16 protein-coding genes are annotated in these 13,731 nt (G+C 71.8%); 5 read left to right on the top strand and 11 right to left on the bottom strand.

Going from position 1 to position 13,731, the window contains the following annotated elements:
- Positions 1–114: 114 nt before the first annotated feature.
- Complete coding sequence (locus tag ACZ4FV_RS33265) at positions 115–1,149, bottom strand: glycerophosphodiester phosphodiesterase (protein ID WP_395863545.1); 1,035 nt, start codon at positions 1,147–1,149, stop codon at positions 115–117.
- A gap of 160 nt (positions 1,150–1,309) precedes the next feature.
- Between ACZ4FV_RS33265 and ACZ4FV_RS33260 the strand changes: the two genes are divergently transcribed.
- Complete coding sequence (locus tag ACZ4FV_RS33260) at positions 1,310–1,483, top strand: hypothetical protein (protein ID WP_395863547.1); 174 nt, start codon at positions 1,310–1,312, stop codon at positions 1,481–1,483.
- Between the two features lie 204 nt (positions 1,484–1,687).
- Here the strand turns inward: ACZ4FV_RS33260 and ACZ4FV_RS33255 are convergent, their stop codons facing one another.
- Positions 1,688–2,467, bottom strand: a complete 780-nt coding sequence (locus ACZ4FV_RS33255; RefSeq protein WP_395863549.1) for an SDR family NAD(P)-dependent oxidoreductase — start codon at positions 2,465–2,467, stop codon at positions 1,688–1,690.
- Positions 2,468–2,685: 218 nt separating this feature from the next.
- On the opposite strand from ACZ4FV_RS33255, the gene ACZ4FV_RS33250 reads away from it, so the two are divergent.
- Positions 2,686–3,894: a TetR/AcrR family transcriptional regulator gene (locus ACZ4FV_RS33250; protein ID WP_395863551.1), complete on the top strand. Its 1,209-nt coding sequence runs from the start codon at positions 2,686–2,688 to the stop codon at positions 3,892–3,894.
- A gap of 13 nt (positions 3,895–3,907) precedes the next feature.
- Here the strand turns inward: ACZ4FV_RS33250 and ACZ4FV_RS33245 are convergent, their stop codons facing one another.
- The 3 genes from ACZ4FV_RS33245 to ACZ4FV_RS33235 form a co-directional block, all read right to left on the bottom strand.
- Positions 3,908–4,381: a molybdenum cofactor biosynthesis protein MoaE gene (locus ACZ4FV_RS33245; protein WP_402233238.1), complete on the bottom strand. Its 474-nt coding sequence runs from the start codon at positions 4,379–4,381 to the stop codon at positions 3,908–3,910.
- A 4-nt stretch (positions 4,382–4,385) separates the two neighbouring features.
- Complete coding sequence (moaA, locus tag ACZ4FV_RS33240; RefSeq protein ID WP_402233235.1) at positions 4,386–5,399, bottom strand: GTP 3',8-cyclase MoaA; 1,014 nt, start codon at positions 5,397–5,399, stop codon at positions 4,386–4,388.
- A gap of 178 nt (positions 5,400–5,577) precedes the next feature.
- Positions 5,578–6,393 carry an IclR family transcriptional regulator gene (locus ACZ4FV_RS33235; protein WP_395863556.1) on the bottom strand — a complete coding sequence of 272 codons (816 nt, stop codon included), beginning with the start codon at positions 6,391–6,393 and terminating at the stop codon, positions 5,578–5,580.
- A 107-nt stretch (positions 6,394–6,500) separates the two neighbouring features.
- Here ACZ4FV_RS33235 and aceB point away from each other — a divergent pair, with 107 nt between their 5' ends.
- The 3 genes from aceB (at position 6,501) to ACZ4FV_RS33220 (ending at position 9,242) form a co-directional block, all read left to right on the top strand.
- Positions 6,501–8,120: a malate synthase A gene (aceB, locus tag ACZ4FV_RS33230; RefSeq protein ID WP_465323998.1), complete on the top strand. Its 1,620-nt coding sequence runs from the start codon at positions 6,501–6,503 to the stop codon at positions 8,118–8,120.
- Positions 8,121–8,340: 220 nt separating this feature from the next.
- Positions 8,341–8,730 (top strand): allophanate hydrolase-related protein, encoded by a 390-nt coding sequence (locus ACZ4FV_RS33225; RefSeq protein WP_395863560.1) that lies wholly within the window; start codon positions 8,341–8,343, stop codon positions 8,728–8,730.
- A gap of 146 nt (positions 8,731–8,876) precedes the next feature.
- Entirely contained in the window at positions 8,877–9,242 is a 366-nt protein-coding gene (locus ACZ4FV_RS33220; RefSeq protein ID WP_395863562.1) for an SseB family protein, read from the top strand.
- Between the two features lie 124 nt (positions 9,243–9,366).
- Here the strand turns inward: ACZ4FV_RS33220 and ACZ4FV_RS33215 are convergent, their stop codons facing one another.
- The 6 genes from ACZ4FV_RS33215 to ACZ4FV_RS33190 all read right to left on the bottom strand — a co-directional run bounded on the left by ACZ4FV_RS33215 (position 9,367) and on the right by ACZ4FV_RS33190 (position 13,556).
- A complete protein-coding gene (locus ACZ4FV_RS33215; protein WP_395863564.1) occupies positions 9,367–10,797 on the bottom strand; it encodes an 8-oxoguanine deaminase in 1,431 nt (476 codons plus the stop codon).
- A 121-nt stretch (positions 10,798–10,918) separates the two neighbouring features.
- Positions 10,919–11,833: a factor-independent urate hydroxylase gene (gene pucL / locus ACZ4FV_RS33210; RefSeq protein ID WP_395863566.1), complete on the bottom strand. Its 915-nt coding sequence runs from the start codon at positions 11,831–11,833 to the stop codon at positions 10,919–10,921.
- A 5-nt stretch (positions 11,834–11,838) separates the two neighbouring features.
- The gene (gene uraH, locus ACZ4FV_RS33205) at positions 11,839–12,180 is read right to left on the bottom strand and encodes a hydroxyisourate hydrolase (protein ID WP_395863568.1); all 342 of its coding nucleotides are present in this window, start codon (positions 12,178–12,180) and stop codon (positions 11,839–11,841) included.
- Positions 12,177–12,674: a 2-oxo-4-hydroxy-4-carboxy-5-ureidoimidazoline decarboxylase gene (gene uraD / locus ACZ4FV_RS33200; protein WP_402233223.1), complete on the bottom strand. Its 498-nt coding sequence runs from the start codon at positions 12,672–12,674 to the stop codon at positions 12,177–12,179. Before uraD ends, uraH begins: the two co-directional genes overlap by 4 nt.
- A 265-nt stretch (positions 12,675–12,939) precedes the next feature.
- Positions 12,940–13,248, bottom strand: coding sequence for a helix-turn-helix domain-containing protein (locus ACZ4FV_RS33195; protein ID WP_395864059.1), 309 nt, complete (start codon positions 13,246–13,248; stop codon positions 12,940–12,942).
- A 50-nt stretch (positions 13,249–13,298) separates the two neighbouring features.
- Positions 13,299–13,556, bottom strand: coding sequence for a thiamine-binding protein (locus ACZ4FV_RS33190; RefSeq protein ID WP_395863572.1), 258 nt, complete (start codon positions 13,554–13,556; stop codon positions 13,299–13,301).
- Positions 13,557–13,731: the final 175 nt, after the last annotated feature.

The following is a 13,731-nucleotide window of genomic DNA, read 5'->3' as shown; positions in this document are numbered from 1 at the left end:
GGCCCCCCCCCCCTCCCCCCCCCCCCCCCCCCCCACCCCCCCCCCCCCCACCCCCCCCCCCCCCCCCCCCCCCCCCCCCCCCCCCCCCCCCGGGCCGTTTTCCGGCGGGGCGGGTCAGGGGCGGGCGCCGTCCTTGGTGGTGTGCGCGGCGTTCCACGCGACCAGGTCGGCGGTCCGGTTCGTGATGATCCCGTCCACCCCCGCGTCGTTCAGCGCGGCCCACTCCCGCGGGTCGTCCGGCGTCCAGGCCAGCACCGCGATCCCGGCCGCGTGCAACTCCTGGACCACGTTCGGGCGTTGGGCCAGGCCGTGGTACGAGGGGTTGTACGAGGTCAGCCGCAACTCCTTGGCCAGTGCGACCGGATCGGCGTCGAGTTGATCGCTGAGCAGGCCCAGCGGCAGTTCGGGGGCCAGCTCGCGGGTCAGCCGCAACGACTCCTGGTCGAAGCTCTGCACGAATACCCGACCGGCCATCCCGGCGGTGCGTACCTCCTGGACGATCCGGGCGATCTCGTCGCGGGAGTGCGGATTCTTGATCTCCAGGAGCAGTCGTCCGCCGCGCGTGCGCAGGTCCGTGAGCTGTTCGCGCAGCGTCATCACGCGGGTGCCGGCGAACTCCGGCTTGAACCAGGCCCCGGCGTCCAGTGTGGCCAGGTCAGAGGACGTCAGATCGCGGATCGCGCCCTTGCCGTTGGTGGTTCGATCCACGGTGGCGTCGTGCATGATGTGCGGCACACCATCCGTGCTGGGCTGCACGTCGTTCTCGATCCAGTCCGCACCCACGTTCCGGGCCGCCTCCTGGGAGGGCATGGTGTTCTCCGGTGCCACCGTCGGCGCGCCCCGATGCGCGAAGACGGTGATCCGGGTGCCCGGGGCACGGATATAGCTGCGCCCGTCGATCGGCGACGTGCCCCGTCGAGTGTCCAGCGTCTCCGACGGCGGGTGCGCGGCGGCGGCCTGGGGCGGCTCGGGGGCCCTGAGCGCACTGCTGGACAGCGAGGACTTCGCGGTGGCGTCGTGGACGTCCGCCGGGGCCAGGCACTGTGCGCAGCCGAACACGATGCCCAGGCCGGCCAGCAGGCCGGCGATCCGCCGTTTGACACGGCGGGGCCGGGGCCGAGGTGGGCGCTCGGGTTGGTCAAGGAGCATTCCGGCATCGTAGAAGCAATCTCGAGCTGCCATTCGAATTCGATCATCACGGCGTGTGACACCCGGCCATCACGACATGTGACGCTCGACATGCGCACCGTGACGAACGGTGTGAGAGTGGACGAGACCGACCATCGGTTCTCCGTAGGAGGAAACGGCCATGGCCAAGCAGAAGTCGAAACCCCACATGCAGAACAAGAACTCGCTGTTCGTCGAAGCCGAGCGTGCGGACTCCGCAGCGGCGCCGGCAGCGGAGGCGACGGACACCCTCGAGTCCCCCAAGGCCGCCCGACGCGGCAAGAGCGACCGGCCCAAGGGCCGCCCGAGGCGCTGACGGCTCGGCGTCCCCGGACGCCGAGCAGCGGACCTCGCGGAAGCCCGGGGGAGGGGCGTGACGGTGACACCGCCCCGCCCGGTGCGCGCCCGTAGGCCCCGTCGACCCCATGTCGACGGGGCCTTCGGCGTGACCGGGCGCCGCCGGGCACCGATCGGGTCGGCGCCGAGCACCGGTTGCGGGCGGGTAGGCGTGGCCTGCCGGCTACGGGCGGGTCGGCCCGTACACCCGACCAGTCCTGGTGGACACGCTGCCGAACAGGCCGCGCGGGGTGAGCTTGGCCAGCCCGACCACCGCCTTGTAGCGCAGATCCGGCACGCTGACGGTCTTGCCCACCGCGAGGTCGCGGATCGCGGCGGCCACCACCCGATCGGCGTCCAACCACATCCAGTTGGGGATGTTGGATGTGCCCATCCCGGCCCGCAGGTGGAACTCGGTGCGTACGAAGCCCGGACACAGGGCCATCAACCGCACACCGCTGCCCGTCAATTCGCGGGCGGCGCCCTCGGTGAAGCTGACCACCCATGCCTTGCTCGCGCCGTAGGTGCCGCGGGGCAGGAAGGCCGCGACGGACGCCACGTTGATCACCCAGCCGCGACCGCGCTCGCGCATCGCCGCACTCGCCGCGGTGGTCAGCCGCAGCACCGCCTCGCAGTGCACCTTGAGCATGCGCACCTCGTCCGCCGTGGATGCGTCCAGGAAACCGCCCCGATTGCCGAAGCCGGCGTTGTTGACCAACACGTCCACGGGCGCGAACCGATCGGCCAGCCGCGTCTCGACGGCCGCGATCCCCTCGTCCAGGGACAGATCCGCGGGCAACACCTCCACCGTGATGCCGTGTTCCTCGCGCAGATCGCGGGCGCACTGCGCCAATCGCTCCTCGTCCCGCGCGACCAGGACGAGGGCGTGCCCTTCGTGGGCGAGCCGTCGGGCGAACGCGGCGCCGAGGCCCGAAGTGGCGCCGGTGATCAGTGAGGTCGTCATGCCACCCAGCGTAGTAACCGGGCCGATGCCGGCCGGCTCCCCGGTGCAGCGTCCGGCTCGACGTGCGCCCGACGTGTGCCCGACGCGGAGCCGGCTCGGGGACGCAGCGGGCACGCGGGGCAAAGGCGGGGGCATGCGGGGGCGTGTCGAAGGCACACCCCCGGGGCCATGCCGGCTGGAACAATGACGCGGGGGCGGATCCCGGAAGGAAGTACGCGATGGCGGCTGCGGTGCGCAAGATCGGTGGACAGGTGCCGCCCGCCCGGGGGACGCGACCGCGTAACCGTCGCGCGCTGATCCTGGCCGCCGCGGCCGACCTGTTCCACCGCCGGGGCTATGCGGACGTGGGCATGAGCGACATCGCCGACGCCGTGGGCATGGGGCCCTCCGCGCTGTACCGGCACTTCCGCAGCAAGCAGCACCTGCTCATGCAGGTCGTGCTCGACGGGGTCGCGCCGGTGCGCGACGCGCTGGCCCGCAGCGCGGTCGAGGACCCGGACACGGTGCTGCGCGCGGTGGTCGCGGCCACCCTCGACCACCGCGAAGTCGGCGTGTTGTGGCAGCGCGAGGGCCGACTGCTGCCCGCGGCCGAGCGAGCCGAGGTGCGGCGCGAGATCCACGCGGTCACCGCGGTGGTCGCCGAGCTGATCCGGGACGCCCGCCCGGAGTTGTCGCCAGGGCAGGCCGAACTGCTCGCGTGGTGCGGCCTTGGGGTACTGCTCAGCCCCTCCTTCCACCGGATCGAGCTACCCCGTCCGGAGTACGTGCGGCTGCTCGTGGAGTTGGGCCGCGCCGCGGTCACCGCGCGGCCCGCCGAGCTGGTGTCGATCGCGCGCACGCCGACGCGGCCGACCGGGATCGTGCTGCGCTCCCGGCGCGAGGCGCTGCTGGGCGCGGCCGTACGGATGTTCGCCGAGCACGGGTACGCCGGGGTGGCCATCGAGGACATCGGCGCGGCGGCGGGGATCGCCGGCCCCAGCGTGTACAACCACTTCGAGAGCAAGGCGGACCTGCTCTCGGCGGCGGTGACCCGGGGCATCGAGTGGTTGTCGATGGACATGACCCGCGCGCTGGCCGGCGCCGAGGACGACGAGGGCGCGCTGCGGGTACTGCTGTGGTCGTACATCCGGTTCGCGGCCGAGTACAGCGACCTGGTCACACTGCTCCTCGCGGAGGTGTCGCACCTGCCGACGCAGGCTCGGCATCGGGCCCGCCAGGCGCAGGCGGACTACCTCATGGAGTGGGCGCACCTGCTGTGCGCGGTACGACCGGAGTACGGCGCGGCGCAGGCCCGGATCCGGGTGCACGCGGCGCTGACCGCGATCAACGACGTGGCCCGCACGCGTCATCTGCGGGACACCGCCGGGGTGGCGCCCACCCTCGCGGCGGTGGCCGGCGCGGTGCTCGGACTGGATCCGGTCGGGTAGTCGAACCCGTCGGTCAGTGCTCGCAGACGACCCAGCCCCGAGAGCCGTCGGTGTAGGTCTGTTGCTTCCAGATCGGTACCTCGTGCTTGATCCGCTCGACCAGTTCACGGCACGCGGCGAAGGCCCGCGCGCGGTGCGCCGTGGCCACCGCCACCGCGATCGCGGTGTCCCCGACCACGAGGTCGCCGATCCGGTGCAGCGCGGCGACGGCCAGGATGTCCGGTTCCTCGGCGGCGAGGCGCTCTGCCACCTCGCGGAGCCGGTCGACGGCCAGGGGATGGGCGGAGTAGGACAGTGCGCGCACGGCGCGGCCCGCGTCGTGGTCGCGCACCGTGCCGACGAACACCGAGGTGCCACCGGCCGCCGGGTGGGCGATGGCGGCGAGCACCTCGTCGACGCTCGGCGCGGTGTCGCGGATGGCGCACAGGCGCACGACCGGCGCGGCGGATGTGGTCGCGGACGGCCGGCGTACGGCTTCGGCGGTCATCGGGTCAGCCGCCGATCGCGGACATCGGGCGGTCCGGGGCGAGGAAGCCGGGCGTGTCGATGCCGTGTCCCGGGCCCTTGCCGAACAGCGCGATCCGCCACGCGGAGGCGATCTCGGCGTCGTCCGCGCCCGAGCGCAGCAGGGTGCGCAGATCGGACTCGTCCCGGGCGAACAGGCACGTGCGCAACTGCCCGTCGGAGGTGAGCCGGACCCGGTCGCACGCGCCGCAGAACGGCCGGGTCACGCTCGCGATCACCCCGACGGTGGCGGCGCTTCCGTCGACATGCCACTCCTCGGCGGGCGCGGACGCGTCGTCGCGCGGGACGGCGGTCAGCGTGAACCGGGCGGCCAGCCGCTCCAGTACCTCGGCCGCGGTGACCATCAGGTCGCGATCCCACGCGCCCTGCGGGTCCAGCGGCATCTGCTCGATGAAGCGCAGCCGGTAGCCGCGCTCGATCGCCCACTCGAGCATCGGCACGATCTCGTCGTCGTTGATCCCGCGCACCGGCACCGTGTTGACCTTGACCGGCGCGAGGCCGGCCGCGCGTGCCGCGCGCAGTCCGGCGAACACGTCCTCGATCCGGTCCCGGCGGGTGAGCAGCGCGAACCGTTCGGGCCGCAGGGTGTCCAGGCTGACGTTGACCCGGCGCAGTCCCGCCGCACGCAGCGCGGGCGCCAGTGCGGCCAGCCGGATGCCGTTGGTGGTCAGCGACAACTCGGGGGCGCGGTCCAGGCCGGCCAGGTCGGCGATCAGCGCGGGCAGGTCCGGCCGCAGCAGCGGCTCGCCGCCGGTGAGCCGGACGGTGCGGATACCGAGGCGGTCCACCGCGATCCGGATCAGGCGGGTGGTCTCGGCCCGGGTGAGCAATTCGCCGGCGGGCAGCCAGGGCAGACCCTCGGCGGGCATGCAGTAGGTACAGCGCAGGTTGCACCGGTCGGTCAGGGACACACGCAGGTCGGTGTGCGCCCGACCGAACCGGTCGAGCAGCGGGGCGGGCGGCGCGATGGGGTGGGACATGCCCGTCAGTAGAGCCGTCCGTGCCGCCCACGGTCCACGGGCGGAACGTACGAGAGGCGGCCGGCGACGCCGCGCGCGGTCTGGTGGATTCGTCCGAAGGCGCGCTCCGGGCGGTCCGGCGTGCCCGGGTGCGGTCGGGCGCGGGCCGGGGGCGGCCCGGTTCGGTGTCGAGGACGGCTCAAGGGGCGGGCATCGCCTCGGGGTCCGACTCGGTCCCGCCCAGGCGTTGCCCCAGGCGGGACGCGATCTCCCGCATCCGGGTGGTCATCCAGTGCTCCTCCATCGCCCGGATCCGGCCCTCGGGTCCGGACACGGACAGCGCGGTCGCGGTCGGCGCGCCCGGCACCACCACGGCGACGCAGCGCACGCCCAGTTCCTGCTCCTGGTCGTCGACCGCGTAGCCCTGCGCCCGGATCAGCGGGAACTGGGCGAGCAGCGCGGCCGGATCGGTGACCGTGTGCTCGGTGTGCGAGGCCAGCGGCCGGCCGCCGAGGACCCGTGCGGCGTCGGCCTCGGGCAGGTGGGCGAGCAGGACCTTGCCGACCGCGGTGCAGTGCGGCTGGACCCGGCGGCCGACCTCGGTGAACATCCGCATCGAGTGCCGGCTGGGCACCTGGCCGACGTAGACCACCTCGCCCGCCTCCAGCACCGCGAGGTTGGCGGTCTCGCCGGTGGTCTCCATTAGTTCGGCCAGGTACGGCCGGGCCCAACTGCCGAGCAGCCGGCCCGCGGTCTCGCCCAGTCGGATCAGTCGCGGGCCGAGCGTGTATCGCCGCGAGGCGTCCTGGCGCAGATAACCCAGCGAAACGAGCGTGCGTACGAGGCGGTGGATCGTGGGCATGGGCAATCCTGAACGCGCGGCGAGCTCGCTGAGCGTCAGCACTCCGCCGGCGTCGGCGAGCAGTTCGAGGAGGTCGAACGCACGTTCCAGCGACTGGACACCACCACTCGCGCCGTTGGCTGTGCCGTTGGTGCTCGAGTTGACTGCGGCCACGGCGTGATCCTCCGTCGAGAATTTATTCAACAAGTTGTTGAACTTCCGTTTCCCGGAAACTAATGTCCACTCTACAAAAGAGCGTCGACGGCGAAGGAGAGCCACCCATGAGTGCACCGGCCATCGTGGTCAAGCACAGCACAGTGACCGGCGGCTCCGTGCCGCGAGCGGACGAAGTGCTCACCACCGACGCGCTGCGCTTCGTGGCGAGCCTGCAACGCCGATTCGGCGGCCGTCGCGACGCACTGCTGAACCTGCGCCGGACCCGACGCGAGGAGATCGCCCGCACCGGCCGGCTCGACTTCCTGCCGGAGACCGCCGACGTACGCGCCGCCGACTGGCGGGTGGCCGAGGCGCCGCCCGCACTGCGCGACCGACGGGTGGAGATCACCGGTCCGGCCGATCGCAAGATGACGATCAACGCGCTCAACTCCGGCGCGAAGATCTGGCTCGCCGACTTCGAGGACGCCTCGGCGCCGACCTGGCACAACGTCGTCGCCCACCAACTCAACCTGATCGACGCCTACGACCGGCGGATCGACTTCTCCACCGCCGAGGGCAAGACGTACGCGCTGCGTCCGGACGACGAGTTGGCCACCGTGGTGATGCGCCCGCGCGGCTGGCACCTGGACGAGCGGCACATCCTGGTCGACGGCGTCCCGGCGGCCGGCGCGCTGGTCGACTTCGGGCTCTACTTCTTCCACAACGCGGCCCGCCTGCTCGACCGGGGCCTGGGCCCGTACTTCTACCTGCCCAAGATCGAGAGCCACCTCGAAGCCCGGTTGTGGAACGACGTGTTCCGGCACGCGCAGGACCTGCTGGACATCCCGCGCGGCACGATCCGCGCGACCGTGCTGATCGAGACGATCACGGCCGCGTTCGAAATGGACGAGATCCTCTACGAACTGCGCGAGCACGCGTCGGGCCTGAACGCGGGCCGCTGGGACTACCTGTTCAGCATCGTGAAGAACTTCCGCGACGCGGGAGACGCGTTCGTGCTGCCGGACCGCAACGCGGTCACCATGACCGCGCCGTTCATGCGCACGTACACCGACCTGCTGGTGCGTACGTGCCACCGGCGCGGCGCGCACGCGATCGGCGGGATGGCCGCGGTGATTCCCTCGCGACGCGACGCTGCGGCCAACGCGGCGGCGCTGGCGAAGGTGCGCGACGACAAGGACCGTGAGGCCGGGGACGGCTTCGACGGGTCCTGGGTGGCCCACCCGGACCTGGTGCCGGTCTGCCGCGAGGCGTTCGACACGGTGCTCGGCGAGCGGCCGAACCAGATCGAACGCACCCGGGACGACGTCGAGGTGACGGCGGATCAGCTCCTGGACGTGGCGTCCGCGGACGCTTCGCCGACCAACGCCGGGCTGCACGCGGCGGTCGGCGTCGGGCTGCGCTACCTGGAGGCGTGGCTGCGCGGATACGGCGCGGTCGCCGTCTTCGGCCTGATGGAGGACGTGGCGACCGCGGAGATCTCCCGGTCCCAGGTGTGGCAGTGGATCAACAACGGTGTGGTGCTCGCGGACACCGGTGACAAGGTGACCTCGGACCTGGTCCGGCGTCTGGTCGTCGAGGAACTGGGCGCGCTGCGCGAGGACATCGACGACGACAGGTTCGAGGCCGGCCGCTGGACGGACGCGCGCGACCTGTTCCTCAAGGTGGCCCTCGCCGACGAGTTCGTCGAATTCCTCACCCTGCCGGGATGCGAACTCCTCGACTGAATAGGGCCGTTCGCACATCCCCCACAAGCGCGGAACGGCCGGGCCCACCCCGGCGGTCGTGGGGCGCGTCCAATCGGGCGGGCCCGGTCGTTCCGCATCCCCATCTTCTACATCTTTTTCTTCTCGGGATATCTCGGCGACGGCGAAACCTCGTCGCCTGCGTCTGCGGCGCCGAGCGCCGCCGACGGTTCTCGCGCGGGCATCGAACAGGAGGCAGCACATGGCACGGATGTTCCTCAACGGCCAGGCGATGGAGGGTGGTCCGTTCCACCACCACCTGGAGGGTGCGCCGCTGGTCGCCAAGACCCGTACCGCGCCCGGTTATCGCTTCTTCTCGATCGGCGACCGCTGCCCGGGCCTGCTGCCCGATCCCGCGAGCGAGGCGCAGATCGCGGGCGAGGTGTACGAGGTCCCGGACGAGGTGCTGCGCGACAACCTGCTGCCCACCGAGCCGGCCGAACTGGAGTTCGGGATCATCAAGCTCGAGGACGGCTCGGCCTGCTTCTCGATGATCCTGCGCCGCGGCGAGTCGGAGTCGGGCAGGCACAAGGAGATCACCGAGTTCGGCGGCTGGCGGGCGTATCTGCGGACGCTGGGGCGCGACGCGTAGCGGTCCCGGCTCCCGAGGTGTCGGGACGGCGTGCGGAAGGTGACGGGCGGGTCCGATCCAGGTCGGACCCGCCCGTTTCGCGTGCCCCGGGAGCCCGCCGGTCGGCGGTGCCGAATCCCGACAATCAGGGCCCATATGATCATGGCATGACTGCCGCGAACCCGGCCCTGGCCGCCCTCCTCGACCGCGCCGACGAGAGCGGGACCGAGCCCGCCGATCCCGCCGACCTGCTCGCCGCGATCGTGGCCGGCGGCGTGGTGGTCCCGATCGACGATGACGAGTCGGTGGTCTTCATCCACGGGCAGGACGGCCGGCCGTGGCTGCCCGCCTTCGTCGACGCGGCCACGTGCGCCCGAGACGTCCCGCACGCGCGGGCCTACCTGTGCGACGCGGCGCGCCTGGTCGACATCGCCGGGCGCACCGGGGTGCGCACCATGACCGTGGCGTCCGCCACCCGGTGCGCGACCGTACCGCTGGCCCTGGTCGCGAAGGCCGCGACGACGCGCGACTGACGGCACCCGGGATCGGGACCACGGCGGATCGACCGGACCGGCCGAGTGCCCCGGACACGCCGAAACGCGGCCGAAGTCCGGTGGACCTTCGGCCGCGTGACGGTGTGTCCGGGATTCCCGTCGGCTACTCGGCGCGCAGGCGGGCCGCCGCGTGGGCCACGTTGCGGGCGATCTGCTCCTCGTCGACTCGGGACAGGTGTCCCTGTTCGACCACCTCGCGGCCGTTGACCAGCAGCAGGGTCAGCGGTGCCGCCGCGCCCAGGACCAGGGCCGCGACCGGGTCGGCGATGCCCGCGTGCAGGACGTCGTCCACGCGCCACATGGCCAGGTCGGCGAGCTTGCCGGGCTCCAGCGAGCCGATCTCGCGTTCGCGGCCGAGTACCTTGGCGCCGCCCATCGTGCCCAGCCGCAACGACTGGCGGGCCGTCATCGCCGCCGGGCCGCGGCGCAGTCGGGCGATCAGCAGCGCGTTGCGCAACTCCGTACCCAACTCGCCCGACTCGTTGGAGGCGGTGCCGTCGACGCCCAGGCCGACCGGGACGCCGGCGGCCAGCATCTCCGGAACGCGTGCGATGCCCGCGGCGAGCCGCGCGTTGGAGGACGGGCAGTGCGCCACGCCGGTGCCGGTGGCGGCGAACTTGGTGATGTCCGAGTCGTTCATGTGGACGCAGTGCGCCATCCACACGTCCTCGCCCAACCAGCCGACGCTTTCCAGGTAGTCGGTGGGCCCCATGCCGAACTTCTCGTGGCAGAAGTCCTCCTCTTCCACCGTCTCCGAGCCGTGGGTGTGCAGTCGCACTCCCTTGGCGCGGGCCAACTGAGCGGCACCACGCAGGAGTTCGGGAGTCACGGAGAAGGGCGAGCAGGGCGCGGCGGTGATCCGCACCATCGAGTCGAAGGACGGGTCGTGCCAGGTGTCGATCGCCTCGGCGGTCGCGGCCAGCGCGGCGTCGGTGTCCTCGACGCACGCGTCCGGCGGCAGCCCGCCCTGCGACTCGCCCAGGTCCATCGAGCCCCGGGTGGGCTGGAAACGCATGCCCAGTTCGGCCAGCGCGCGGATCTCCGCGCCCAGGATGTCGCCGCCGTCCTTGGGGAAGACGTACGCGTGATCGGTGGAGGTGGTGCACCCCGAGCGCAGCAGCGCGGCGGCCGAGCCCTGCGCGGCGGCGTAACACATCTCGTCGTCGATCTTCGCCCAGGTGGGGTAGAGCGTCACGAGCCAGTCGAAGAGGTTGCACTCCTGGGCCAGGCCGCGGGTGATCCACTGGTAGAAGTGGTGGTGCGTGTTGACCAGCCCCGGGGTGACCAGGTGGCCCGTGCCGTCGATCCGGCGGACGACGTGTTCCAGGCCGGCCGGGGCGGCACCCGCGCCGACCGACTCGATCCGGTTGTCCGCGACCACGACGTGGCCCGAGGCGTACTCGGTGTCCCGCGCGTCGACGGTCGCGACCGCGCAGTTCTCGATCACGATGCGCCCGGAACCGGCGGCGCGGGCGGAGTCCGCCACGGAGGGGGCGGAGCCGGCGGAGTTCCGCGCGGAGTTTCCTACAGACATGGGCAGTCCCTTGCGGCAGCGGTCCAATGTGCCAACGAACCGCCGTCTGGTCCTGCGCGCGGGCCCCGGAGGCGGGACGGCGGATGAAGAATCCTCCGGGGGTTATGCCCGACGAGCGAGGTCAGTCCACCGGAATCAGCGGAATGACACCCTCGCGGTGCACGGTGCCCTCGATCAGACCGTAGGGCCGGTCGGCGGCGTAGTACACCTCCTTGTCGTTCTTGACGCCCATCCGGTCCATGTCGACCTGGAAGTGGTGCTTGTTCGGCAACGACAGCCGAACCTCGTCCACCTCGTGCCGATGGGTCAGCACCCGGTTCGCCATCGCGTACAGGGACTGCTGGAGCGAGTAGGAGTACGTCTCGGCGAAGGACTCCAGCAGGTGCCGGCGGACCTGGGCGTACGAGCGCTCCCAGTTCGGTTCGCTCGCGCCGTCGGCCGCGTCGAAGGAGAACCGCCAGAGCGCGGTGACCTGGGTGGCCAGGATCCGGTCGTACGCCTCCTGGAGGGTGGTGTACCGATCCTTGATGTAGCCCCAGAATTCGGAGGCCGTCGTGTTCATCACGACCAGGTCCTTGAGTCCGGAGATCACCCGGACCCGGCCGTGCTCCCAGACGATCTCGGTGGTCCGGGTCTCGCCGCCGTCCCGGACGAACGAGTGGTGGATCTCGTCCGCGCCGACGAAGCGATTGCGCGCCTCGGCGGCGGGGATGCGGTTCCAGGGGTACTCCTCGATCCGCACCCGGGCCCGGGTGATCGAGGGCTGCGACTCGACGAAGTGCCGGGCCAGGCGTATGCCGTAGGCCTCGGCCGAGTCGATGCCGTGCTCTCGCGCGAACGCGAACACGGTGTTCTTCATGGTGTCCGTGGGCAGCACGTTGCCGTTGCCGCCGGTGAAGTGGGTGTCGGACAACTCGCCCGACAGTGCGACGCTGACGTTGAGGTCCTTGATCTCGTGCCGTTCGGTGTCGCGGCGGACCCGGACCACGCGGGTCTCCGCCTTTCCGTACTGATTCTGGCCGAGCACCATCGGCATGCCTGTCAGCTCCCTCGATAGACGGAATATCCGTACGGGTTGAGCAAAAGCGGTACGTGGTAGTGCGTTCCGGGGTCGGCGGTGAAGACCACTTGCACCTCCGGGAAGAACGGCGTCTCGCCGCGGGCGCGGCGGTACGCGGCGACGTCGAAGACCAGTCGTACGTCGACCGGGCCGGCGGCGGGATCCACGCCCAGCGGCGGCAGATCCGGACAGCGTCCGTCGGCGTTGGTCGCCGAGTTGCCCAGTACGGTCCACGTCCCGTCGGCCGCGCGTCGGGACAACTCGACCGGCACGTCCGGCGCCGGCCGGCCCTCGCTGGTGTCCAGGATGTGGGTGGAGATCACGCGGAGATCAGCCCTTCCAGGCGCAGGCGGTTGATCTTCCGCAGTTCCTCGCGGGTGACCTCCCACTCGGACGCCGGGTTGTTGTCGAGTCGGTGCCGCAGTTCGGCGAGCATCTCCGCGGCGCTGCGACCGCTCGCGCAGATCAGGAAGACGTGGCCGAACCGCTGTTCGTACGCGATGTTCCCGGCCCGCAGATCGGCCAACACCGCGTCACCCGCCCGGTGTACCCCGGACTGCTCGCGCGTCGACTGCGGATCGTCGTGGCGCGGGCGGCCGATCACCGCGTGACCGTCGATCGCCTCCTGGAGATCGTCGGCGGTCAGGATCGCCACCGCCTCGTCGGATCTCGCGTACAACTTCTCCGGGTCGCCGTAGGGCCGGGCCGCGAGCAGCGCGCCGATCCAGGCACGACTCGCGCAGACCTCACCGAGCAGTCGGATCGCCTCTTCGGCGGACGCGGCGTCGAGTCTGTCGAGTCCTGGCGCTGATGACATGTCGGGAACCTCCTCACTCGGCGGGCGTGCCCGTCCAGAGCCATGCGCCGCGTCCGAGCGAATACCCCGACGCGACGATGGCCGGAACGCTAGGCGCTCCGAATCTCCCGCGTCAACAGTTTGTTGAAGTCGATCATCGTGGTGAACACAACGTGACCCGCCGGAAACGAGGCTCGCCGAAGTGCTCGCGTGGGGGAGGCACTTCGTTTCCGCGCGCGGCGGCGCTCGCCCTCGCGCGGGTCGGGCCGGGCCGAGGGGGCCGGGTTCAACCTCGGGATTCGCGGTTGAGGTAGTTGTAGACGGTGAAGCGGCTCACGCCCAGGGCCGCGGCCACGGTCTCGACGCCGTGGCGGATGGTGAAGGCGCCGCGTTGTTCGAGGGTGCGGACCACGCGCTGTTTGGCCTCGCGGTCGAGGTCGGCCAGCGGGCCGTACTGGCGTTCCGCGTCGCCGAGGAGGCGGTCGAGGGCGGTGCCGAGGCCGGGGAGGCGGACGGCGACGGCCGGTTCGCCCTCCCAGTCCAGCACGACGTCCTCGGGGCCGGCCTCGTCCGGGGTGACGAATTGCGCGCCCATCGCGGTCACCAGCGGCTTGATCGCGGCGGCCAGCGGGTGTTCGGCGGGGCTCACGCGGGGCCTCCCGGCGCCGTCGGCACGGTGGTGACCTGCACCGAGATCCGAGTCGCGCCGACCCCGAGCGCGCCTCGGTAGACCTTGTCCAGCGCGGCGAGGACCACGTCGGCCTCGCCCTCGGCGGTCGTACCGAAGGGGCCGACCTCCACGTCGAGGCCCGCTTCGTCGAGGACCCGGCGGGCCTCCAGGGCGTGGGCCGGCACGCCGTCCAGGTCGAACGGCTCGGTCGAGAACTCAATCCGCAATCGCACGCTCGAACCCTAGCGCCCGGCTCGGGAGCCTCGCCGGGCCCGCGCCGCGGGCCGGCGATTCGACGGGGCGGGAGCGGCCTGGGCGGGGGGCTGGTCGGCGGGGCGCGCGTGGGTCAGACTGCGGCGGCCACCCTTGACAAACTGTTGAAGGCGCGTGACATCATTCCGGTGAGCA

This window comes from Embleya sp. NPDC025285 (assembly GCF_055558835.1).
Note: the sequence above shows the minus strand (reverse complement) of the source record. Positions and strands in the feature narration are given on the sequence as shown.

Excerpts from the sequence above, each read along its gene's own strand:
- ACZ4FV_RS33265 (WP_395863545.1), bottom strand. The coding sequence starts at position 1,149 with ATGCTCCTTGACCAACCCGAGCGCCCACCTCGGCCCCGGCCCCGCCGT.
- ACZ4FV_RS33225 (WP_395863560.1), top strand. The coding sequence starts at position 8,341 with ATGGCACGGATGTTCCTCAACGGCCAGGCGATGGAGGGTGGTCCGTTC.
- uraD (WP_402233223.1), bottom strand. The coding sequence starts at position 12,674 with ATGTCATCAGCGCCAGGACTCGACAGACTCGACGCCGCGTCCGCCGAA.
- moaA (WP_402233235.1), bottom strand. The coding sequence starts at position 5,399 with ATGTCCCACCCCATCGCGCCGCCCGCCCCGCTGCTCGACCGGTTCGGT.
- ACZ4FV_RS33215 (WP_395863564.1), bottom strand. The coding sequence starts at position 10,797 with ATGTCTGTAGGAAACTCCGCGCGGAACTCCGCCGGCTCCGCCCCCTCC.
- ACZ4FV_RS33245 (WP_402233238.1), bottom strand. The coding sequence starts at position 4,381 with ATGACCGCCGAAGCCGTACGCCGGCCGTCCGCGACCACATCCGCCGCG.
- ACZ4FV_RS33220 (WP_395863562.1), top strand. The coding sequence starts at position 8,877 with ATGACTGCCGCGAACCCGGCCCTGGCCGCCCTCCTCGACCGCGCCGAC.
- ACZ4FV_RS33250 (WP_395863551.1), top strand. The coding sequence starts at position 2,686 with ATGGCGGCTGCGGTGCGCAAGATCGGTGGACAGGTGCCGCCCGCCCGG.
- aceB (WP_465323998.1), top strand. The coding sequence starts at position 6,501 with ATGAGTGCACCGGCCATCGTGGTCAAGCACAGCACAGTGACCGGCGGC.
- pucL (WP_395863566.1), bottom strand. The coding sequence starts at position 11,833 with ATGCCGATGGTGCTCGGCCAGAATCAGTACGGAAAGGCGGAGACCCGC.
- ACZ4FV_RS33255 (WP_395863549.1), bottom strand. The coding sequence starts at position 2,467 with ATGACGACCTCACTGATCACCGGCGCCACTTCGGGCCTCGGCGCCGCG.
- ACZ4FV_RS33195 (WP_395864059.1), bottom strand. The coding sequence starts at position 13,248 with ATGGGCGCGCAATTCGTCACCCCGGACGAGGCCGGCCCCGAGGACGTC.
- ACZ4FV_RS33260 (WP_395863547.1), top strand. The coding sequence starts at position 1,310 with ATGGCCAAGCAGAAGTCGAAACCCCACATGCAGAACAAGAACTCGCTG.